At 34.1% G+C, this 22,056-nt stretch carries 24 protein-coding genes; 20 read left to right on the top strand and 4 right to left on the bottom strand.

Translation table 11 applies throughout. The features are described 5' to 3' along the window. Nucleotides 1–46: 46 nt before the first annotated feature. The 6 genes from LC095_RS21325 to LC095_RS21300 all read left to right on the top strand — a co-directional run bounded on the left by LC095_RS21325 (nt 47) and on the right by LC095_RS21300 (nt 5,150). On the top strand, nt 47–1,075 hold the full coding sequence (locus LC095_RS21325; RefSeq protein ID WP_226530091.1) for a hypothetical protein: 1,029 nt from the start codon (nt 47–49) through the stop codon (nt 1,073–1,075). Nucleotides 1,076–1,200: 125 nt separating this feature from the next. Beyond that, nucleotides 1,201–1,935: a metallophosphoesterase family protein gene (locus LC095_RS21320; protein ID WP_226530090.1), complete on the top strand. Its 735-nt coding sequence runs from the start codon at nt 1,201–1,203 to the stop codon at nt 1,933–1,935. A 19-nt stretch (nt 1,936–1,954) separates the two neighbouring features. Further along, nucleotides 1,955–2,521 (top strand): HAD-IA family hydrolase, encoded by a 567-nt coding sequence (locus LC095_RS21315; RefSeq protein WP_226530089.1) that lies wholly within the window; start codon nt 1,955–1,957, stop codon nt 2,519–2,521. A 464-nt stretch (nt 2,522–2,985) separates the two neighbouring features. Beyond that, nucleotides 2,986–4,329: a hemolysin family protein gene (locus tag LC095_RS21310; protein WP_226530088.1), complete on the top strand. Its 1,344-nt coding sequence runs from the start codon at nt 2,986–2,988 to the stop codon at nt 4,327–4,329. Nucleotides 4,330–4,443: 114 nt separating this feature from the next. Next, nucleotides 4,444–4,944 (top strand): hypothetical protein, encoded by a 501-nt coding sequence (locus LC095_RS21305; protein ID WP_226530087.1) that lies wholly within the window; start codon nt 4,444–4,446, stop codon nt 4,942–4,944. Between the two features lie 80 nt (nt 4,945–5,024). Beyond that, nucleotides 5,025–5,150, top strand: coding sequence for a DUF6254 family protein (locus LC095_RS21300; protein ID WP_226530086.1), 126 nt, complete (start codon nt 5,025–5,027; stop codon nt 5,148–5,150). A gap of 17 nt (nt 5,151–5,167) precedes the next feature. On the opposite strand, the gene LC095_RS21295 is transcribed toward LC095_RS21300, so the two are convergent. Then, nucleotides 5,168–6,508, bottom strand: coding sequence for a DUF2254 domain-containing protein (locus LC095_RS21295; protein ID WP_226530085.1), 1,341 nt, complete (start codon nt 6,506–6,508; stop codon nt 5,168–5,170). A gap of 311 nt (nt 6,509–6,819) precedes the next feature. Here LC095_RS21295 and queC point away from each other — a divergent pair, with 311 nt between their 5' ends. Genes queC through queF form a run of 4 tightly spaced genes read left to right on the top strand, consistent with a single transcriptional unit; the run spans nt 6,820 to nt 9,169 of the window. Continuing rightward, nucleotides 6,820–7,482: a 7-cyano-7-deazaguanine synthase QueC gene (gene queC / locus LC095_RS21290; RefSeq protein ID WP_226530084.1), complete on the top strand. Its 663-nt coding sequence runs from the start codon at nt 6,820–6,822 to the stop codon at nt 7,480–7,482. Continuing rightward, a complete protein-coding gene (gene queD / locus LC095_RS21285; protein WP_226530083.1) occupies nt 7,479–7,922 on the top strand; it encodes a 6-carboxytetrahydropterin synthase QueD in 444 nt (147 codons plus the stop codon). The genes queC and queD overlap by 4 nt, the downstream gene beginning before the upstream one ends. Beyond that, nucleotides 7,919–8,647 carry a 7-carboxy-7-deazaguanine synthase QueE gene (queE, locus tag LC095_RS21280; protein WP_226530082.1) on the top strand — a complete coding sequence of 243 codons (729 nt, stop codon included), beginning with the start codon at nt 7,919–7,921 and terminating at the stop codon, nt 8,645–8,647. Before queD ends, queE begins: the two co-directional genes overlap by 4 nt. A gap of 24 nt (nt 8,648–8,671) precedes the next feature. Next, the gene (queF, locus tag LC095_RS21275) at nt 8,672–9,169 is read left to right on the top strand and encodes a preQ(1) synthase (protein ID WP_226530081.1); all 498 of its coding nucleotides are present in this window, start codon (nt 8,672–8,674) and stop codon (nt 9,167–9,169) included. 129 nt (nt 9,170–9,298) lie between these two features. Here the strand turns inward: queF and LC095_RS21270 are convergent, their stop codons facing one another. Both LC095_RS21270 and LC095_RS21265 read right to left on the bottom strand, forming a co-directional pair. Further along, nucleotides 9,299–10,057 carry a CsxC family protein gene (locus LC095_RS21270; RefSeq protein WP_226530080.1) on the bottom strand — a complete coding sequence of 253 codons (759 nt, stop codon included), beginning with the start codon at nt 10,055–10,057 and terminating at the stop codon, nt 9,299–9,301. Between the two features lie 126 nt (nt 10,058–10,183). Beyond that, nucleotides 10,184–11,029, bottom strand: coding sequence for a BC_2427 family protein (locus LC095_RS21265; RefSeq protein WP_226530079.1), 846 nt, complete (start codon nt 11,027–11,029; stop codon nt 10,184–10,186). Nucleotides 11,030–11,263: 234 nt separating this feature from the next. On the opposite strand from LC095_RS21265, the gene LC095_RS21260 reads away from it, so the two are divergent. After that, nucleotides 11,264–11,440 (top strand): hypothetical protein, encoded by a 177-nt coding sequence (locus LC095_RS21260; RefSeq protein WP_226530078.1) that lies wholly within the window; start codon nt 11,264–11,266, stop codon nt 11,438–11,440. Nucleotides 11,441–11,478: 38 nt separating this feature from the next. On the opposite strand, the gene LC095_RS21255 is transcribed toward LC095_RS21260, so the two are convergent. Continuing rightward, nucleotides 11,479–11,667, bottom strand: coding sequence for a YkvS family protein (locus LC095_RS21255; protein WP_216772947.1), 189 nt, complete (start codon nt 11,665–11,667; stop codon nt 11,479–11,481). A gap of 310 nt (nt 11,668–11,977) precedes the next feature. Between LC095_RS21255 and LC095_RS21250 the strand changes: the two genes are divergently transcribed. From LC095_RS21250 to LC095_RS21210, 9 genes are all read left to right on the top strand, one after another. Then, nucleotides 11,978–12,835, top strand: coding sequence for a patatin family protein (locus LC095_RS21250; RefSeq protein WP_226530077.1), 858 nt, complete (start codon nt 11,978–11,980; stop codon nt 12,833–12,835). Nucleotides 12,836–12,903: 68 nt separating this feature from the next. Then, nucleotides 12,904–13,098 carry a hypothetical protein gene (locus LC095_RS21245; RefSeq protein WP_226530076.1) on the top strand — a complete coding sequence of 65 codons (195 nt, stop codon included), beginning with the start codon at nt 12,904–12,906 and terminating at the stop codon, nt 13,096–13,098. 174 nt (nt 13,099–13,272) lie between these two features. Beyond that, nucleotides 13,273–13,875 carry a cell wall hydrolase gene (locus tag LC095_RS21240; RefSeq protein ID WP_226530075.1) on the top strand — a complete coding sequence of 201 codons (603 nt, stop codon included), beginning with the start codon at nt 13,273–13,275 and terminating at the stop codon, nt 13,873–13,875. Between the two features lie 148 nt (nt 13,876–14,023). Next, nucleotides 14,024–15,496 (top strand): spore germination protein, encoded by a 1,473-nt coding sequence (locus tag LC095_RS21235; protein ID WP_413467528.1) that lies wholly within the window; start codon nt 14,024–14,026, stop codon nt 15,494–15,496. A gap of 13 nt (nt 15,497–15,509) precedes the next feature. Next, the gene (locus LC095_RS21230; protein WP_226530074.1) at nt 15,510–16,601 is read left to right on the top strand and encodes a GerAB/ArcD/ProY family transporter; all 1,092 of its coding nucleotides are present in this window, start codon (nt 15,510–15,512) and stop codon (nt 16,599–16,601) included. Next, a complete protein-coding gene (locus tag LC095_RS21225; RefSeq protein WP_226530073.1) occupies nt 16,598–17,671 on the top strand; it encodes a Ger(x)C family spore germination protein in 1,074 nt (357 codons plus the stop codon). Before LC095_RS21230 ends, LC095_RS21225 begins: the two co-directional genes overlap by 4 nt. Before the next feature lie 124 nt (nt 17,672–17,795). After that, the gene (locus tag LC095_RS21220; protein WP_226530072.1) at nt 17,796–19,121 is read left to right on the top strand and encodes a polysaccharide biosynthesis protein; all 1,326 of its coding nucleotides are present in this window, start codon (nt 17,796–17,798) and stop codon (nt 19,119–19,121) included. An 82-nt stretch (nt 19,122–19,203) separates the two neighbouring features. Continuing rightward, the gene (locus tag LC095_RS21215) at nt 19,204–19,710 is read left to right on the top strand and encodes a TlpA family protein disulfide reductase (RefSeq protein WP_226530071.1); all 507 of its coding nucleotides are present in this window, start codon (nt 19,204–19,206) and stop codon (nt 19,708–19,710) included. 274 nt (nt 19,711–19,984) lie between these two features. Continuing rightward, nucleotides 19,985–21,913, top strand: a complete 1,929-nt coding sequence (locus tag LC095_RS21210; RefSeq protein ID WP_226530070.1) for a heavy metal translocating P-type ATPase — start codon at nt 19,985–19,987, stop codon at nt 21,911–21,913. The last annotated feature ends 143 nt before the right edge of the window (nt 21,914–22,056 follow it).

Here is a 22,056-nt window from a genome sequence, read left to right as displayed (position 1 = left end):
TTCATATAATGATACAAGCCTGTTTAACTATAGTGAGGTGTGCTGGATGAGAAGATCGTGGATTGCTCCTTTCCAAATTGCTGCTGTGTATATAGGGACTGTGGTGGGAGCTGGCTTTGCGACAGGAAGAGAGATTGTTGAATTTTTTACAAAATACGGGATATTTGGACTTGCTGGTATCCTGTTAGCTGGAATGCTTTTTATGTTTGTCGGAACAAAACTGCTCATCTTATCAAAAAGAATACGAGCTACTTCGTACCAAGATGTAATGATTTATTTATTTGGGGTTAGATTTGGAAGATTTGTAAATATATTTATGCTTATCGTGTTATTAGGTTTAACCTCCATCATGTTATCAGGAGCAGGAGCTATTTTTAGAGAACAGCTTGGCTTATCAGTTCGACTTGGTGTGATCATTACTATATTGTTGACGATTGCAGTCATGACTTACGGAGTAAAGGGGCTTTTTAGTGTTAATCTTATTGTAGTGCCAATGTTAGTTGTTTTTAGTTTATTGTTAGCTGTACAAGCATTTTCAATTGAATCATTTGAATTCAGACCAAACAAATCATCTGATACATATAAATGGATTATATCAAGTTTTTCTTATGCAGCCTTTAATTTAACGATGGCTTCAGCAGTGCTTGTCCCTTTAGCTAATGAAGTAAATGATGAAAAAATATTAAAAAGAGGGGGCATGTTGGGAGGGTTTTTATTAACAGTTATTTTAGTAAGCAGTCATATTGCTCTCTCTACATTACCAAATGTAGTTGAATTTGATATACCGATGGCAGAGGTGATGAAATCAACAATATATGCCGTCTACTATATATACATTGCCGTTATATATGGAGAGGTCTTTACATCAGTTATTGGAAATCTGTATGGCCTTGAAAGACAAATTGTTTCAATTATAAATGTACCGAGAATGATTATTGTATGTGGAATCTTGTGTTTGGCAGCATTTATCAGTAAGATCGGATATAGTTCTTTAATTTCATCTTTGTATCCTATATTTGGATACGTTTGCTTAGGAATGCTTGTTTTATTAATTATTAAAAAAGTGCCGGAATAATCATCGGTTTGTGCTACACTAAAGAAACCAATATACTGAAGTCGTCTTGCAATTAATGTTGCATTCCACTTCAGGAAAATAAAAGGACAAGCTTCTAAAGACGTGATAAGGAGGCATTAAATTATATGGAACGAATTGCCTTAGTTTCTGATATACATGGAAACATGCCAGCGTTGACATCTGTATTGAAGGACATTGAAAGAAGAGGAATTAAAAGGATTTTTTGTCTTGGAGATTTAGTAGGTAAAGGTCCAGACTCTTATGAATCAATTGAAAAAATCAAACAAACATGTGAGCATGTATTGAAGGGGAATTGGGATGATTTTATTACCAAGGATACTGAATTTGAGACATTAAAGTGGCATCAAAAGCAATTATCAGACGAACAGAATGGTTATTTGGAATCATTACCCTTTTCGATTGATTTTTATATGAGTGGGAAAACGATCCGATTATTCCATGCCTCACCGTTCAGTTTATATACTCGTATACAACCTTGGGATTCGATAGAAAAGCGTCTTAGTATGTTTGAAAACACAGAATATACAGGACACTCAATAGGTAATCCTGATGTTGTGGGCTATGGTGATGTTCATAATGCTTTTATTCAGCATCTTAACGGAAAAACTCTTTTTAATACGGGAAGTGTTGGCAATCCTCTTGACCATACTTCTGCAGCATATGTTATTTTAGAAGGGGAATACCAGTCAAAAGATGAAGCTCCGTTTTCTATTCAGTTTGTCAGAGTACCGTATGATATTCAATATGCAATAAAATTGGCGAAAGATGTAAATATGCCGGATCTGGAACCTTACATGAAAGAATTGACTACCGGCACATACCGCGGATTGAAAAATTAAATATTAACAGGTGAGTAAAATGAACATCTTATGGGATTTTGATGGAACTTTATTTGATACATATCCTGCGTTTACTCTTGTTATGCAAGACCTTTTGCGTGATAGAGCAGAGAAAAAAGACATTCTTAAACAGCTTAAAGTATCTTTTCGCCATGCGGCAAATCACTTTAATTTGTCAGAAGAACAGATTAAAACGTTTAAAGAGAAAGAAAAATCTCTTTCTCCAAAAATGAAAGAGCCATTCCCTTATGTTGAAAACATTCTTATGAAAGCAAATGTTAATGTGATTATGACACATAAGCCGAGAGATGAAGTAAAGTTAATTTTAGACTACTATCATTGGAATGATTATTTTCAGGAAATTGTAGCAGGCGACGATGGTTTTCCGAGAAAACCTGATTCAGCATCATATCGATATTTACATGAGAAATATCAATTAGATATAGCAATAGGGGATCGTTTGTTGGATATACTACCTGCAAAGGAAATTGGTATATTGACATGCCTTTTTCAAAATCATTCACAAGGAGCGGACTTTTACTTAGAATCATATAGGGACTTCGATAAAGTTGTGAAATTATTGTAATCTAATCTTACTCGCCAATTGGCGGGTTTTTTGTTTCAGTATATAATTAAAAAAGGTTTTAATAGTAAAGGAAAAGGTTGCTTTATTAATAACTGGGTAAAAGTGTTTTTTTTTAAATCTAACAATCATTCCTTGAAATGTGGTAAATATGTTCATTTCGGGTCGTATTGAGTGGTTTTTCATTAGAAAAGGTATTATTAAACGAATTATCACATATTTATTTAAGAAATCGGCAAAGTGTTACGTTTGACTGAAGAGTTTCATTCATATTATGATAATTCTAACTAAAACTGTGGGGTGATAATATGGGGCAGTGTTAAAAATAAATACAATTATCGCATCCCTTATTGTACTCCAAGCGGACGCAGATAATGATCATGTGAATTAATATAAAACATTTTTTGTATGATTTAACTCTCAGGAGGTGACTCCTTTTCCGTTGATAACGGAGAAAGGAAGCTTATTTGGACATAGTGAATTTGTTGCTTGTTGCAATTTTAATCGCTCTTACGGGTTTTTTCGTTGCTTCTGAATTTGCAATTATTAGAATTAGGAGCTCTCGTATTGACCAATTAATTGCAGAAGGAAACAAAAAGGCAGGCGCTGCAAAGAAAGTCATTAGTAATCTTGACGAATATTTGTCTGCCTGTCAGTTAGGGATAACCATAACAGCTTTAGGTTTGGGGTGGCTAGGAGAACCTACGATTGAACATATGCTAAAACCTTTGTTTCAGCAATATGAACTGCCTACAACTGTAGCTACTGTGTTATCATTTGTAATCGCCTTTACATCAATTACGTTTTTACATGTAGTTGTCGGAGAATTGGCACCTAAAACAGTTGCTATTCAAAAGGCTGAAGCTGTTAGTTTATGGTTCGCAAAACCTTTAATGGCTTTTTATTTTATAATGTACCCATTTATCTGGATATTAAACGGATCAGCCCGATTTATTACAGGCCTTTTCGGATTTAAACCTGTTTCTGAGCATGAGTTGGCACATAGTGAAGAGGAATTAAGAATTATTCTTTCTGAAAGCTATGAAAGTGGGGAGATTAATCAATCTGAATTTAAGTATGTTAATAAAATCTTTGAGTTTGATAATCGAATTGCCAAAGAAATTATGGTGCCGCGTACCGAAATCGTATCTTTATCAATTAATGCACATATTCATGAGCAACTGGAAATTATCAAAGATGAGAAATATACAAGATATCCAATCGTAGATGGAGATAAAGACCACATTGTAGGTATCGTCAATATTAAAGAAATTTTTACAGATCTTATACAAGTTGAAAACCAAAAAGCCTTTTCAATTGAAAAATATGTTCGACCAATTATACAGGTGATTGAGTCAATTCCAATTCATGAGCTCTTGTTGAAAATGCAACGAGAACGAATTCATATGGCCATCTTAATTGATGAGTATGGAGGGACAGCTGGCCTAGTGACTGTTGAGGATATCTTGGAGGAAATCGTAGGGGAAATTCGTGATGAATTTGATGCGGATGAAGTACCTTTAATTCAGAAGATATCTGATACCAGATATATTATTGATGGAAAAGTTCTAGTTAGTGAAGTGAATGGATTATTGGGAGTAGAAATCGATGATTCTGACGTTGATACTATTGGTGGCTGGGTATTAACAGAACGATACGATATTAAGAAGGGTGATTTTATCGAATTTGGTTCCCATATTTTTAAAGTTCATGAAATGGAAAACCATCACATTCGTTCCCTTGAAATCACGACAGTTCCACAGGTTGTATCGACAACAAGTCTACTCGATAAAAAAATAGCCACATCATAAAGGTGAAAAGAACTTACATCATGTAGGTTCTTTTTTCTTTGATTTGAAACTTTTCCCATCTTTATACGTAACATAGAAGTAGTATGTATACAAAAAAATGAGAGGAGGGAACTTATGAAGAATGGTAAAGTTTTTTATGGTGTCTGTTTAATCGGGTTAGGTCTATTCTTTTCATTACAATCATTTGGACTAATAGGTAATTTGTGGAGTGTCACATGGCCAATTATCTTGTTGTTTCTTTCAGTAGGTTTTCATTTAGGATTCTTTTTGAGCGGAGGCAAAAAGCAGCAAGCGGGATTATTGGTTCCTGGAGGTATATTATTTGTATTAAGTTTGCTCTTTATGTTTGAAGAGATGACAAATTGGTCATTTTCCGGTTTTACATGGCCTTTTTATCTCTTCGCCGTTGCATTTGGTTTGTTTGAATTATGGTTATTTGGTGGGAAAGAGGTGGGGTTGCTTATCCCCATTTTTATATTAGCTGGATTAGGTTTTGTCTTTCTAATACAGAATCTTTTCACCTTTAATATTCTTACCTTTTGGCCAGCTATCTTAATTATAATCGGGTTATTTCTAGTTTTCGGCAGAGGGAGACATCGCTCGAAAGATTTATGAGTGAGAATTGAATGTCCCTTTTGAGGTTATCATAAAAAAGCTTCATAATAGAGGCTAAAATGTAACCTGGGGGAGTAATTATGACACAATCAAAGTCCCAAAAAGAACGTCAGTGGACTGTACGTAAGCAATCACAAAATCCTCATGGCAAAGTAAAATCATTTGATCAGCTTGCACAGGATGCAGGTAAAAAAGAAGATCATTAAGAAAAAAGGTGAGATTCTCACCTTTTTTCTATCAATATCAATTCATCCGATTTGTTAAACTTTTGACAAGCCTTGGCAATGTCTTTTAGATGATTATTTAAGTATGCTTGATCCCTCGATAACCATTTCGTTTCTTTTAAACCCTCAACGATATAATATGAAAAATCCCAGACAGCTTGTTTAATAAAAGGAGAATTTTCTTGTGCAATGTATGTCAATGCCTTTAAGATGGCGGTCATAACGGAAACATCTTCTTTTGCGTAATGTCGTATTTGATAAAAACTTTCATATAAATAGTCATCAAAGCCTGGCCTTTCATAGATGACTCTTAATTGACGATGCTGATCATAATAAAATGGTGTTGCTAAATGTTTTTTACCCAGTAATGATAAAATTTTAGCCAAATGGTTAATGCTGTTTATTGCGGTATATGGATCATTTATGGATGGTGATATTGCTCTTAGGGCGATTTCAACAAGTTTTTGAAAACCAAAATGAACGTCTTGGAAAGGCTCTTGATCAGATGAAATCGTTATATATGATAAATAAATTTCTGCTTGTTTTTTATCCTTAAGCCTCCAAATCGAGAACAGTGGGGTATATTCATCAACATATTTCCCTAAATCCTGTTCTATTTTAATGATGAGATTATCATTCGTTGAGTGTGTCATTACTTTATCAAATTCAATATATTCAATATAGCCCGAGCGTTTGCTATATACTAAATAAGGTTCAAGCGATTGAATTTCATCAAACTCCCAATTTTCCCAAGGTGGATATTCTTTATAGTTTTCTTCATCAATAAATTGTTTATGAATCGATTGAATCGTTTTTTGAGTAATGTGAAAAATTAAGTTACTTACTTTAATCCATGTTGTGACATGATGAATGAAAAAAACGAACATTCCTAAGCAAATAATGGAGACGATGATAGCGAATGTTGGAACAATATAAAATGAAGGATCTTCATTATTTCTAACGAGCAGTAATAAAATGATTGTATAGATAAATCCACCTATAAAAATACCCAGTACACGCTGTGTATGATGATCAGTGATAAAATTTTGTAGAGTTCTGGGTGAAAATTGAGAAAGATATGTAGTTAAAACGACTAGAATTGATGAAAACGTTATGGTGGTCATCGTTAATAGTGAAGTGGATAAAGAGCTAAGAATGGTTTGTGCAAGATTCACATCTGATAAAAAGACATTTGGTAATAGTGTAGAAAAATCATGTGACAGAATAAACCTATCAATAACCATACTGATAATTGCTAAAATAAAGGCAATAATACTATAAACAGTCGGTAAGTACCAGAAACTGCTTCGAACACGAATGAGGATTTGCTTTAGTGACATATGAACTCCTCCATAGATAAATTCATTGCAAAAAAAATATATTCGTGATATATTTTCTTAGTTGAAAATTTAACAAAAATCCGATTTTGATAAATCGGGAGAGGTTCTAGCTAAACCCTCTATAAAAAACTATGATATCTCTTACTTGAGATATTAGTTTTATTATAGATGAACTATAGCAAACACCTCGAAAATGAATTCGAAGGTGTTTTTTTATTTTGTAAATATTTTTTTAAAATTTCTAATATGTAAAGTTTATGTTAAATACTCACTGTTATACACGTAAGATCATGTAGAAGGGAACGGTTTAGATGAAGAATGAAAAAGCAGTTGTTGTTTTTAGTGGTGGACAGGATAGCACAACTTGTTTGTTTTGGGCGTTAAAGCAGTTTAAGGAAGTTGTGGCTGTTACGTTCAATTATAATCAACGACATAGCTTAGAAATTGAGGTTGCCAAGTCTATTGCGAAAGAATTGGGGATACAACATCATATTTTAGATATGTCCTTATTAAATCAATTAGCCCCGAATGCATTAACAAGATCGGATATTGAGATTGAACAAAAGGAAGGAGAACTTCCATCAACTTTTGTTCCTGGCCGTAATCTTCTGTTTTTATCGTTTGCTACTATTTTAGCAAATCAAATTGGGGCAAAACATATTGTAACAGGTGTTTGTGAGACTGATTTTAGTGGCTATCCAGATTGTCGTGATGCATTTGTGAAATCATGTAATGTGACGTTAAATCTAGCTTTAGATCGCTCATTTGTCATCCATACACCACTTATGTGGATTAATAAAGCTGAGACATGGCAAATGGCAGATGAGCTTGGTGTTCTCGATTTTGTCCGCAATAAGACACTTACATGCTATAACGGAATCATTGCCGAGGGATGTGGGGAATGCCCGGCATGTGAATTACGTCAAAAAGGACTTGATGAGTACTTGACTGATCGTGAGGTGAAAGAGCTATGATGCAACAAATATATCCTCAAGTTCAGCATCCTTTCCAATTTGAGTTAAATAAAGATATGCATATTGCTGCAGCACACTACATTCCACATGAGGACGCAGGGAAATGTCAAAAAGTCCATGGACATACCTACTTTGTTAACATTACCATTGCTGGCGATGAGCTTGATGAGTCTGGATTTTTAGTGAATTTTGCTTCATTAAAAAAATTAATCCACAACCGATTTGATCACTCACTATTAAATGAACATACAGATCTTTTTTCAGATAAAGATTCAAATTACTTTCCAACAACTGAAGGTGTAGCACGAGCAATATATGAAGTGATACAAAAAGACTTGGATACAAAAGAAAATAAACCTAAATGTGTTCAAGTCTTCGTAAGAGAAACACCGACTAGCTATGTAGTGTTCCGCCCGAAAAATAAGGAGGAACAAGCGTGAAAAAAGTACCGGTATTAGAAATATTCGGACCAACTATTCAAGGTGAAGGAATGGTTATTGGCCAAAAAACAATGTTTGTTCGTACAGCGGGATGTGATTATTCTTGCAGCTGGTGTGATTCAGCCTTTACTTGGGATGGATCAGCGAAAGATGATATAAGACAAATGACAGCAGAAGAGATTTGGTCAGAGTTAGTTGAATTAGGTGGAGATCGCTTTTCACATGTCACCATTTCAGGAGGAAATCCAGCTCTTCTAGGAAACCTTCAAGAGTTCGTTACCTTGCTAAAAGATAACGGAAAGCAGATAGCAATTGAGACACAGGGCAGCCGTTACCAAGAGTGGTTAAAGCAAATCGATGATTTAACCATTTCACCTAAGCCGCCTAGCTCTGGTATGAAGACTGATTTTGAAAAACTCGATCACATTATTTATAAGTTAACGAGAGAAGACACCTCTCAGTCTATTAGTTTGAAGGTTGTTGTGTTTGATGAACAAGATCTTTTTTATGCAAAGAATGTTCATAAACGTTATCGAGACATTCCATTTTACCTGCAGGTAGGAAATGAAGATGTTCATGATTCTGATACAGAGCAGCTTGTTCAACAACTCCTTAAAAAATATGAGTGGCTTATTGACCAGGTGATACTAGATTCAGAATTAAATGCAGTGCGTGTTTTACCACAGCTTCATACGTTAGTATGGGGAAATAAACGTGGTGTGTAATCAAGAATGTAAGGAGGCCAAATCATGGCAGGAAGAAAAAACGAAGAATTAAAAGATGTAACTTTATTAGGGAATCAAGGAGTCAATTATTTATTTGAATATTCACCTGATATTCTGGAATCATTCGATAACAAGCATCCTAATCGTGATTATTTTGTTAAATTTAATTGCCCGGAATTTACATCATTATGTCCAATAACAAATCAACCCGATTTTGCCACTATATATATTAGCTATATTCCTGACAAAAAAATGGTTGAAAGTAAGTCACTAAAGTTATATCTATTCAGTTTTAGAAACCATGGAGATTTCCATGAAGATTGCATGAATATTATTATGAATGATCTGATTGAACTAATGGATCCTCGCTATATAGAAGTATGGGGGAAATTTACTCCACGCGGTGGCATTTCTATTGATCCATACACAAACTACGGAAAGCCTGGAACAAAATATGAGGAAATGGCACAATACCGTTTAATGAATCATGATTTGTATCCTGAAACAGTAGATAATAGATAAGCAGAAAAAGATAAGTTGAGTATACAAGTCACTCAACTTATCTTTTTTATATATAGTATAATTTCAATTCTTCATCAAAAGGTTTATTGTTTGAAAGCATAGTTTTTCCACAGAATTCCTATGGAAAACTTACTCATCACCATTTCCATTAAGAGGAATTTGTTGGAATTGTAGTACTTTTAAAGTTAGATCCATAACAATTTTTTCACGTAATGTGCTAAAGCATTTAGCTGGTGAATGAGATTTATGCGGAGAAAAATCTAATTCAAAGAAATCAGCACCAATTAGTTCACAGAAAGGCTGTTCATTGTATAGTACGCTATTTTCAAAGAAATACTTATCTAATCGAGGAGATTCTAAACCTACAGGATCGATAAATTGTGCTCTTCTTTGCTCACCAAATCCAAAGATTGGATCATTTAACAATTCTGCAGAAATATCAGCAAAACCAGAGAATGAAACATTTGCTGTAGTTGTGCGGATTGAACCATTGCAGTCTTTTGTAGCATATTCAATATTTTTGCGAATATACCCTTCTACAAATAATTTAGCTCCTGCAGTAGTAAAGAATCCAGTATCATCGATTTCTGTAAATGGACCAACAGGAACAAGTTTACATTGAGTTAAGAATACATCTTTTAATACACGTTTAATTTCAGCTGCCGGCGGATTTAGTGGAATATCTGCTTCTACAACTACTTGAATAGTTGGTTCCGCTAAAACAAGTGGAACCTTGATTAGTGGGCTAACTAGATTTGGATTAACAACAGCAGGGCCAGTTGAAACCGGAAGTTGTGTTTCTGTACGAGACTTCACTTCACAATTCTTTTTAGCCCCTAAACAATTTGCTTTTGCTTTACCAGTTGAATTCTTTGGATAAAAACCCATTTAAATTCCTCCTAAAGATAATGTTTATACTTTACACAATACAATATTCAAGTTTTTCTATTATGATTGGATGAATATTACTAGTTTAATAGTGGAATTTTTTGATGGGGTCTACTGTTTTTGGTTTTAACTAGACGAACTACTAGAATTAAAAACCTGTTGTTGGAGCAAAAGAAGTTGCAGCTCAATAATAAGCACCTGATCAATTTGGTAACAGATATTTTTAATCCACTCTCTTGGCGGTTTTTTGTCTGAATTTAACGCGGGAATAAATTCTATTGATTCATCAATTAATCCTTCAATAAATAATGTTCCTTTTGAAACATGTCTTTTCATTTTATTTGAATCAAGAGAATAATCCGTGGGCAGAAATTTACAGTTTGTTAGTACTACTTCTTTTGTAACATCAACAATGTTTGCAATCCCTTTTTTAAACGGAATGGTTGTATGAATAACTATTTCTGTTTGGTACTCACCAAGAACAATCGGTAATAGTGCTTTGGGATAAACTTGGGTATCTTCGAGTTCAAAGTCAATAACGGTTTCTGTTGAGGGGGACTGTCCAGTGTGAATCGGTGCATAGTTATTTGGTAAAGTCTCGATTAACTGATTCTGTTTTGTCCCTTTTTTGTTTAAATCAGTCATTAACCGGATATCGGAACGGACAAGTTTGCAAAATGGTTGATCCTGATAATACGTAGTCGTAGTAAATTGCTGTTGATCAACGTGGTGATCATCTTTATTTTCCTCAAATAGTTGTATATTCTGTTTTATTTTATTTCCATAAATAGGATTGTGAAGAAAAGAATCAATGTGAATATAACTGGAAAACGGAATAGTTGTCATTTTTATTTTGTGAGAATTACTTTTTCCATTCATGTAGTTTGTTGAGCCAGCCAATTTATTCGTCTCTATTATTGCTTGATTTTTAAGGGGAGAGGGGCCGGTTTTATTATTTGTAACCTGTAACATCTTTTCACTCCTGACACAAGTATTTCTTAATATTGTGTATGCAACTATCTTTTATTTGCCCCCCCTTATGAAGTGATCCATTCCTTGCAAATAATGATGAACTAAATTCATTTTGCAGTAATGTTTTTATCGTGAATTTTCTTCTTCAATCTGATTGATAGCATAGCATCTAATAAAAAACTATAAAATAAGAATATGAAATGTAAAAAGGGGTTTATTTTGGAGGTGTATATAATGGAGTTCCATAAAGCTGCTGAATTGCGAAAGGTATGGGAGGAAAAGGGAAACAGAGAGTGTGAACATCTTCAGATTGAACAGCGTTTTTTGGGAGAATATGCTGGTGACTATGCGTGTAAAGTATGCGGGCAAACTTTTTTGTCTCCAATTTCAAATAGTAAAGGTGAAAAATAAAACGAGAAGGATCAATGATCCTTCTCGCCACTTTTTTATTAAGAAAATGAATCTTTAATAACTTTATAGTTTTTATGATTAACAACCGTACGTCTATCAAGGTCTAAATCATGGAAATTCTCCATATACGTGAGATCAACAATTACGGAATTTTCATTTACTTTCTCAACAACACCTGTTAAACCGTCTTTAAATTCAATGATACTGCCAACTTTAGCGATTTTCATTGCCTCGCTCCTTTACATATTCTTATACGATTAAAATTTTTTATCTCTTTTTAATTCTAATCATCTGTATACGCTTAACGCCGTGAGCCAAGGGCGCTAATGAATAAATAGAAAATCTCTATTAGAATTATTTAACACTATTTTTTTTCGTAAGTAAAGCGTTTTTACTTATCTTTTCAAAAATATGACAAATGCCTTTTTAGCTCATACATAAAAGCAAAGAGTTGATGATTAGTAGATCTCAATAACTGATCAAAAAAGTTATTTATGTTATATTAAAAAAAGAGTTTAAGGTGAAGGAGCGTTCAACATGGATGACACTGGTTTAGTATTAGAAGGCGGAGGGATGAGAGGGGTTTATACAGCTGGTGTTTTAGAGGCTTTTATGGAGCAGGATTTGTACGTTCCATATGTTATTGGTGTATCAGCTGGTGCATGCTTTGGGGCTTCTTATTTATCGAGACAACGAGGGAGAAATCGTAAGGTAAATATAGATTATGTTACACATCCAAAATATCTTTCTCTTCAAAACTTTATAAAGCATCGTCAATTATTTGGCATGGATTTTATATTTGATGAAATTCCTAACTTACTTGTTCCATTCGACTATGATACCTTTTATAAGGGTACAGAAGAATTTGTCATAACGGCAACTGATTGTCAATCAGGTCAACCTGTTTATTTTAATAAAAAGGACTATGGAAAAGATATGTTAACGGTTATCCGTGCATCAAGTTCATTACCTTTTATAGCTCCTGTTGTTGAATATAAAGGAAAACAATTATTGGATGGAGGGATTACTGATTCGGTTCCAATAAAAAAAGCGGAAAAAGACGGAAACAAACGTAATATTATTGTGTTAACAAGAGAAGAATCCTACTTCAAGAAAAAATCAAACATTAGGTGGTTAATTAATAAATCATATCGCCAATATCCTAAATTAATTGAAGCCATCTTAGCAAGATATAAAATGTACAATGATACACTTGAACATATTAAGGAACAGAAAAAAGAAGGTAAAGTATTTGTGATTAGGCCAAGCTCAAAATTGAAAGTAAGCAGAATTGAGAGAAATCAAACCAAACTTGAAAATCTATACATGATGGGAATGGAAGATGCAAGGAGGGAGTTTAAGAGATTGGAAACTTGGTTAAAAACATCTAATTAAGATCCTTGCAAAAAAATACCCTTTTTTCTATAATGAAGCATTGAATGCTTATAAAGTGAGGAAAGATGATGGACAAGCAAACAATTAATGACATTCTTAATAAATTAAAAGATGGAGAATTAAACGAATATTATGTTGCAAAAGAACAATTCTTGCCATTTCGTGATATTCTCGTAGCGCGTGAGGATTTTAAACATTTTCGCGGTATTGCGAAACAAGGTGGACATGTTGTCTATCATTATTTAAAAGAGCCGAGAAGTTAGTACCACTTCTTCTAGGCTCTATTTTTTTGTCCGTTAATCTATTATTAAGTTATGGTAAGTCTACCAGATTTTGAGGAGTGCTATTGTAGAACGATCCTGTTAGGCTTGTGTATGTGGCAAAGGACAACGAGATTGAAATTATTAATTTATGATTTATTAGGAGGTAGCAAACCTATGAAAAAAATGGTCTTAAAACTTGTTGCTGTTTCAACATTAGCTTTATCGCTTGTAGCGATTACTGCACCACAATCAAAAGCTAATGCTGCAACAACACATCAAGTAAAAACAGGTGATACATTTTGGAAAATTGGTAAAAAATATGGAGTGCCTGTAAAATCGTTAATGTCAACAAACAAAAAAACATCACATTTATTATTAGTAGGTGAGAAATTAGTTATACCCCAGAATATAACAAATCCTGAGATGGATTTATTAGCAAGACTTGTACATGCTGAAGCAAAGGGTGAGCCTTATGCAGGGAAAGTTGCGGTTGCGTCTGTTGTATTAAACCGAGTTGATAGTTCATTATTTCCGAATGATATAAAAAGTGTTGTATATCAAAAAGATCAAGGCTATTATGCTTTTACTCCCGTTCAAAACGGAGCCATTAATTTACCAGCGGATGCATCTGCAAAAGAAGCTGTAAAAGAAGCATTAGCATTTCGTGGAATGGGGAACGGTTCTCTCTATTTTTATAATCCCAAAACAGCGAAAAGCACTTGGATTACTTCAAGAAAGGTAACTATTACAATCGGAAATCATCGTTTTGCAAAATAATATAAGGATAAAAGGAGTACCTAATGAGGTGCTCCTTTTGTGTTTTCTATACTATCAAAAGACCTAATCGGTATAATTCTAACAAAAGTTGGAAACCTAAAAAAAAACGATGTTATGGAGCGTGCAAAGTGGATAAATGGATAAAAAAATGCCGAATAACAACATAGTGCAGGAACCAATTGTTCAAGTAGTCAATAAAATGAGAACCTCTTCAGATTTTATTCAATACAGTGATAAGAATGACCATTTTCAATATTGGTTCTCGTATTTTCGTACATTAGTTGATACGGAGACTCTCCAAAAGAAGGTAATGCCGGCACTAAAAAGTAATGATTGGAAATCACTTTTGGAATTGAAGAATGCTATTCCTATCGAAGAGATCCTTCTAACGACAGATACAAACACAATAAAAGATAAGCTGCTGGATGGGTATATTATGGTCACGTTAACAGAATATGGTGTTCATTGTTTACTCATAAAGGCAACCCTCAATAAAGCACGTGATGTTTCACTTCCAGAGGTCGAATTTAGTGTTGTAGGGCCAAAAGAAGCATTTGTAGAATCGATTGAATCTAATATAAATTTAATACGCAAGAGAATACCTGATGAGAAATTAAGGATTCGTGAGCTTCAGATAGGAGATCTTTCCAAAACGAAAGTCGCCATTTTATGTGTTGAAGAAATTGTAGATGAAGAAAACTTCCGAACTGTTTTGCAGCGGATAAATGAAATTGAATTTGATCAAATAAGTGATAGTTCGTTTATTACCCAAATGATATCAGATAATCATAATTCACCATTTCCTCAGTTATTAGATACAGAAAGACCTGATCGGGTTGCATCAATTCTTGCTGAAGGAAAAGTAGGTGTTATGGTAGATGGTTCACCGCATGTATTAATCGGACCTACCACATTAGTTGAATTCTTTTCAGCATTTGATGATTATTTCTACAATTGGGTGAATGCGTCATTTATCAGGCTTGTTCGATTGTTTGCCGTTGCATTTTCGATATTAATTACACCCATTTACGTTGCTGCCTTAACCTATCACTATGAGTTAATACCTAATGATTTATTAAATACACTTATTTCATCTCGCCGAGAGGTTCCATTACCTCCTTTATTAGAAGCGTTATTTTTAGAACTAACGATTGAACTTTTACGGGAAGCAGGAGCACGACTCCCAACAAAGGTTGGTCAGACAATCGGTATCGTTGGAGGGATTGTTATCGGAACTGCTTCTGTTGAAGCAGGATTAACAAGTAATATTTTGCTTATTATTGTGGCATTATCCGCACTAGCTTCATTTACTACTCCCATTTATGCAATGGGCAATACGATTCGAATGCTTAGATTCCCATTTTTACTTTTTGCTGAGTGGCTAGGATTATTAGGGATTGTGCTTTGTTTTTGTTTTTTAACGACCCATTTGTTGAAGTTAACATCGCTGGGACGACCATTTTTAGAGCCGATCTATCCACCTAGAACAGCTGATATGAAAGATTCATTAATTCGTTTGCCATTTTCCTTAATGGCAAAGCGTCCTCAACAATTGCGACCAGGAAAGCCAATTCGCTTTTCAAAGAAAAAAGCCAAGCAAAACAAGGATATTGATGAATAAGTGAGGTGATACCATGATTAAAATAGCTGAACGTTTTCAAGTATCTCATTTTTTAGTCTTTTATTTAATCCATTCCCTTCAATTTGGAGTTGGAGTTTTAGGGTTTCAAAGAATTGTGGCTGAAAAAACAGGAAGAGATGCTTGGATTAGTGTTATTTTAGCTGGTATCCTAGTCCATATTTCCGTTTGGATGCTTTATAAGATTCTAAAGGAATCAGGTGGAAACGTAATCACAGTTCATCGAAATCTTTTTGGTAAATGGATTGGAGGATTGTTGAGTGTTGGACTAGCTCTTTACTTTTGTTTATTAGCCATAACAGTTCTCAGAACTTATATTGAAATTGTTCAAGTGTGGATGTTTCAAGATTTGAATGTATGGGCGTTTACACTTGTCTTATTACTACTTGTCTACTATATCATTTCTGGTGGGTTTCGGGTTGTCACAGGAATCAGCTTCTTTGGAGTTATTCTTCCTGGCTATGTATTGTTAACCTTTCTGTTTCCGCTTGAATTTTCAGATTTAAGTAATCTTGCTCCACCCTTAAATCACTCAATTAAGGATTTTGCACAGTCCACAAAAAGTATGTCGTTAACGATCGTCGGATTTGAGGCACTACTTGTTTTTTATCCGTTTATTAACAACCCTGATAAATCAAAAAAGTGGGCTCATATAGGTGTTGCGTTTAGTACCGTCATCTACACATTAATTATGCTGGTTTCGCTTGCTTATTTTAGTGAAGAGCAGCTACAAAAAAATGTATGGGCTACATTGACAATCTGGAAAATTGTTGAAATGCCTTTCGTTGAACGCTTCGAATATATAGGAATTGCAAATTGGTGTTTAATTATTTTGCCTAATATATGTGTAACTTTATGGTGTGCTAGCAGATGTTTAAAAGATACATTTAAGGTGAATCAAAAATATGTTCTATGGATTGTGCTGCTAGGAGCATTTTTAGTCATTTCCTTTTCCAAAACAAGAGAACATATCACTTTTTTAAATGATCTAGTAGGTCAACTAGGTTTTTATATGATGTTTGCTTATATCCCGTTTATCTATATTTTTAATATGATTATGAGAAAAGTAAAGGGGAGAAAAAGATGAGGAAGAAGTTATTATTAACAATGGTTATGATCCTTCTCCTATCTGGTTGTGTGGAAAAGGAAGTTATTGATGATGTGAATTTAGTCGTGGCAGTCGGATTTGATTTAACAGAAGATGGGAAAATACGTGGCTCTGCAAATGTTAATACATACATGAAAGATCAACCTGTTGCAGATTATCTAATGGTATCCGAGTCAAAGCTTAGTAGAGATGTGTTATCAGAAATGCAGAAGCAATCTCCAGATCCATTGGTTATTGGGAAGTTGCAAATTGCCCTGTTCGGCGAAAAATTAGCAAAACAAGGATTATCTGAGATAGTTGATACCTTGCAGCGCGACGCATCCATTGGAGAAAGATTATTGTTAGCTGTAACAAGAAATGATGCTAATAACATATTGGAAGCAGAATTTGCCACTGTTGGTGCGGCTAAATATTTAACAAACTTAATTTTACATAATAAATTAAGCAGGGACTTACCTAGAACCAATCTCCATTTGTTTTTGTATCAACATTATTCTGAAGGACAGGACCCTTTCCTTCCAATCTTAAAGAAAAATGAACAAACAGGAAGCGTTGAAATTGATGGAATTGTCTTAATGGATGATAAAAAGGTGGTAGGAGAACTACCGAATAACAAATTGTTGTTTTTTAAAGTTCTTACAGATCAATATACAAAGGGTTCACACATCGTAGAAGTTCCTGATTCAGAAGATTCAGCTGTAGTTAAAAGTATATCTTCTTCAAGAAAACTTAAGGTGATTTCAACCAATCCGCTAAAGGTAAAAATTGATGTGAAGATTGAGGGATTTATTAATGAATATACCGGAAAAAGGATTACGCCAAAAATAAAGGAACAGCTTGCAAAGGCATTTGAGGATCAAGTGGAAAAAGAATCAAATGCGTTAATTCAAAAGTTTAAGGAACTGAAGATCGATCCAATTGGAATTGGGGATGAACTTCGGTCAAAAATACGTACTTTTAATATTAAAAATTGGAGGGAAAGAATACCTGAGCTAGCGGTAGATGTTCATGCTGATGTTGTTATTTCCGAAACGGGTGTTATTGATTAGCATATGATGAATAGGATAGACAAATGAAAAAGTTAATAAAAAGTACGAAAGCTTGTTTTATTTAAGAACCTTGTCTCATATTCTTTACAAACGGATTGTAAAAAGATAAGGGGACAAAGACACCATGAATAATTTTGTAAAAGGGACATTATTGCTAGTTATCGCCGCCTTTTTTGGAGAATGCTTGGAGTTTGTCATTAATATGATTTTAGCGAGGGAGCTTGGTGAAGAAGGTATGGGGATGTACATGTCCATTCTACCTATCATCTTCTTCATTGTCATAATTGCTAGTCTAGAGCTCCCTGTTTCGATTTCAAAGTTTATTGCTGAGAAACATCGTGAAACACATTATCATATGTTAAAGCACACATTAACTCTAACCATTATTTTTACTTGTTTGTTTACGCTCTTTGCTGCAATCGTATTGCCGTTTTTACCGATCTTTCAAGGATACCATCCATATGTAAAATGGCTTTTTATTTTGCTTATACCTGTTATTGCGTTTTCATCGATCGCAAGAGGTTATTTTATGGGTGTTCAGCATATGGGCAAAATAGCAATTTCTAACTTTCTTAAAAAAGTTGTTCAATTGGCTATTTTGTATTGGGTTTATCAATCTTTTCATTTTAACTTAGAAGTAGCACTGTTAATAGCCTTAGCCACCTTAATAGGAAGTGAACTGCTTGTATGTACCTATTTAGTTGCTATGTATTTTATAGAAGTTCAAATTCTTAGTAAGGAAAAAAAGAAATTTATTAGAGGCAGCAAGGTTCGTCGCGCCTTGTTTGCTGTTTCATTTCCTACAACTGGTTTAAGGCTATTTCATTCTTTAACACATGCAATACAGCCCTTTTTAGTCAAGGGAGCATTAATTGCAGCAGGCTTTTCTACTGTTATGGCAAATGAACATTATGGGATGCTCGCAGGTGTGGCAATGTCAATTGGGTTCTTTCCGGCTTTTATTGGTCATTCCTTAATGGTCATGCTAATTCCAAATGTATCTGAAGCTTACGCGAATAATGAGACCAATAAACTAATACGGCTTCTTCAGCAATCCATGATGATTACGATGATATATGGAACAGTTTCAATGGTAGTCATGTATGTTTATGCTGAACCATTGACACATTTGTTCTTTGATTCTACTGCAGCATCAATTTATTTAAGGCTGCTATGGCCTTACTTTCTATTTCATTTCTTTATTATTCCGATGCAGGCTTATTTAATTGGACTAGGACTCGTTAAGGAGGCTCTTTTCCATACTGTATGGTCACATGTGATCTCATTTGGGATGATGTATGTACTTGGATCAATGGAAACACTTCAAATGAAGGGTATTATTCTTGGAATGAATATGGGGGCAGTACTTCTTATGCTCATGCATTATGTAACGATTTGTAATAAGTTGGGTGTGAGCGTATATTTTTTAAGGAAAAAATTAACCATTTAAAGGCATGTATGCTGATATGTATACATACCTTTTTTTTTGTTGGTAAAAGTAATAACAAGTATATCAACGGATGGTGATTCTATTGAATAAAAAAAGATGTTATCAGCTTGTTTTTTCTCTTTTCCTGATCATTGGATTTGCAATAAGTAATGTCTCAAAGGTGAGTGCCTTAAATGAAGGTGAAAAAGCAAGTGATTTTACGTTGGAAACTAATTCAAATAGTAGTATTCGATTAGAGGATTTAAAAGGGAAAATAATTGTGCTGAACTTCTGGACAACATGGTGTACATACTGTCAGGAAGAAATTTCAGAGTTACAAACATTCTATAATGAAAAAGGTGGTAATGTTGAATTAATCGCTGTTAACTTAACTGCATCAGAGCAAAGTAAACAAGGAGTCCTTCAATTTATTAATCAGTCAAACATTCCATTTACTGTACCAATGGATGTGAATGGTGAGGTTGCGAAAAAATATAATATTATTGGTATACCAACTACTTTTATCATTGATAAAAAAGGAATAATTACAAAAAAGATATTAGGTCCAGTTACAGCTGATATGCTGCAACAATTAATTGGTCAACTTTAAGAAACAGGACATATGAGACTGTTTCTTTATTTTATTAGCTTAAATTATTATACATATGGGTAATGAGGAATAGTGAGAGTGAGAAGAATTATCGTTATCAATAATTATTATAAAGTAATAATTATAATAATTATTACTTGAAAAAGAACTGGTATTTGTTATAATCATATTATATTCTAATTAATAAATGTTTTAAGAGGTTTAATAAGAAAAGTTGCGAAATTATTGAGGGGATGATGATGAATCTTATTCTCAATTAGAGGGAGTGGAGAACATGGAAATAAACAATGTTACACAAATTGAACATCATATTGAATCAAATAAAAATCAGTTTTATACAAAATGGGTAGAACATATTGAATTAATTAATGCTATTATTTCCGGAATTCTAATTGGGATTGGCTGGTACTTAAACTCGCAAGGAAATGAGAAAGTAGCAATTCCTTTATTTATCTTAGCCTTTGTTATAGGGGGATTTGCAAAGGCTAAGGAAGGGATAGAGGAAACCATAGCAGAGCGAACATTAAATGTAGAACTACTGATGATATTTGCTGCAATTGGTTCTGCAATTATTGGGTATTGGGCTGAAGGAGCAATCCTAATTTTCATTTTTGCATTAAGTGGTGCGTTAGAAACTTATACAATGAACAAAAGTCAGCGTGAAATCTCAGCACTTATGAGCTTGCAGCCGGAAGAAGCGTTACTTATAACAAATGGAAAAGAACGTCGCGTACATGTGTCTACGTTAACTATTGGTGATACAATCTTAGTCAAACCAGGTGAACGAATTGCAACGGACGGATATATTTTGTCAGGTAAAACGTCAATTGATCAATCTCCGATAACTGGAGAGTCAATGCCTGTTGAAAAAGAGTTGAATGATGAAGTGTATGCTGGAACAGTAAATGGCAATGGTTCCATTACTGTTTCTGTGACGAAAAAAAGCACAGAAACGATGTTTCAAAAAATACTTGACCTTGTTCAATCAGCACAATCAGAAAAATCGCCATCCCAGCAATTCATTGAAAAATTCGAAGGAACGTATGTTAAAGCTGTTTTGATGATGGTTGCTTTAATGATGGTATTGCCTCATTACTTACTGGGCTGGAGTTGGAATGAAACAATTTACCGTGCGTTAGTGCTTATGGTTGTTGCCTCTCCATGTGCACTCGTTGCATCAATTATGCCCGCAACACTATCCGCAATTTCAAATGGTGCAAGAAAAGGTCTCTTATTTAAAGGTGGTATGCATTTAGAAAGATTAAGTAAAACAAATGTTGTTGTTTTTGACAAAACAGGTACATTAACAAAGGGTGAACCGGAAGTAACGGACATTCTGACATTAGATGATGTAGATCTTCAAGAATTTTATGAAGCGGTACTGTCTATTGAAAATCAATCAAACCATCCACTTGCAAAAGCAATTGTTGCAAAAATTAATCAGGATTTCCCTACTGAAGTAGCAAAAATGACGTCGGTAGATGAAAAATCAGGTTTTGGTGTAAAGGCAAATATTCATGGTGTACAGTGGAAAATTGGGAAAGCGGATTTTGTTGGAAGGGATGCAGCAGATACCTTTCATATAGGTATAAATGCAACTCTCTCGAAAGATGGAAAAACAATTGTATATGTTCAACGTGAGGATGAAATCATCGGAATCATTGCTTTAAAGGATGTTGTAAGGTATGAAGCTAAAGCTACTATTAGAAAGTTGCAAAACAATGGAATTAAAGCTGTAATGTTAACCGGAGATAGTGTAGAAACAGCAGAGGCTATTTCGAAGGAGTTAAATATCGACATATTTAAAGGAGAATGCTTACCAGAAGATAAGGTTACAGAAATTAAGTTATTGAAAGAAAAATATGGCAATGTAACGATGATCGGTGACGGAATAAATGATGCGCCGGCACTAGCAACAGCAGATGTAGGTATTGCAATGGGAGAAGGAACAGATGTTGCTCTTGAAACTGCTGATATCGTCTTAATGAAAAATGAACTTTCCAAATTAACCTCGGCATTTACTTTATCTAAACAGATGAATCGGATTGTTAAACAAAATATTGTGTTTTCAATGTCTATCATTGCTTTGTTAATTTGTTCGAATTTCTTTCAAGTACTGGACTTACCTTTAGGTGTTATTGGACATGAAGGAAGCACAATCTTAGTCATCTTAAATGGATTACGTTTATTACGAGGTGAATAAATAAGAGAGATATCTGAGATATCTCTCAGGCTGTCGAGAAACCTCGGCAGCCTATTATTTTTATCTGAATACTTTAACTTTTCACCGCGTTAATTTGGTATAATATAGATAACTAATTGGGAGGGTGATATTTATGTTCAATA

Origin of the sequence: Metabacillus niabensis, from assembly GCF_020524345.1 — a bacterium.
Lineage (GTDB): Bacteria > Bacillota > Bacilli > Bacillales > Bacillaceae > Metabacillus > Metabacillus niabensis_B.
This window is presented reverse-complemented; position numbering and strand designations above follow the sequence as displayed.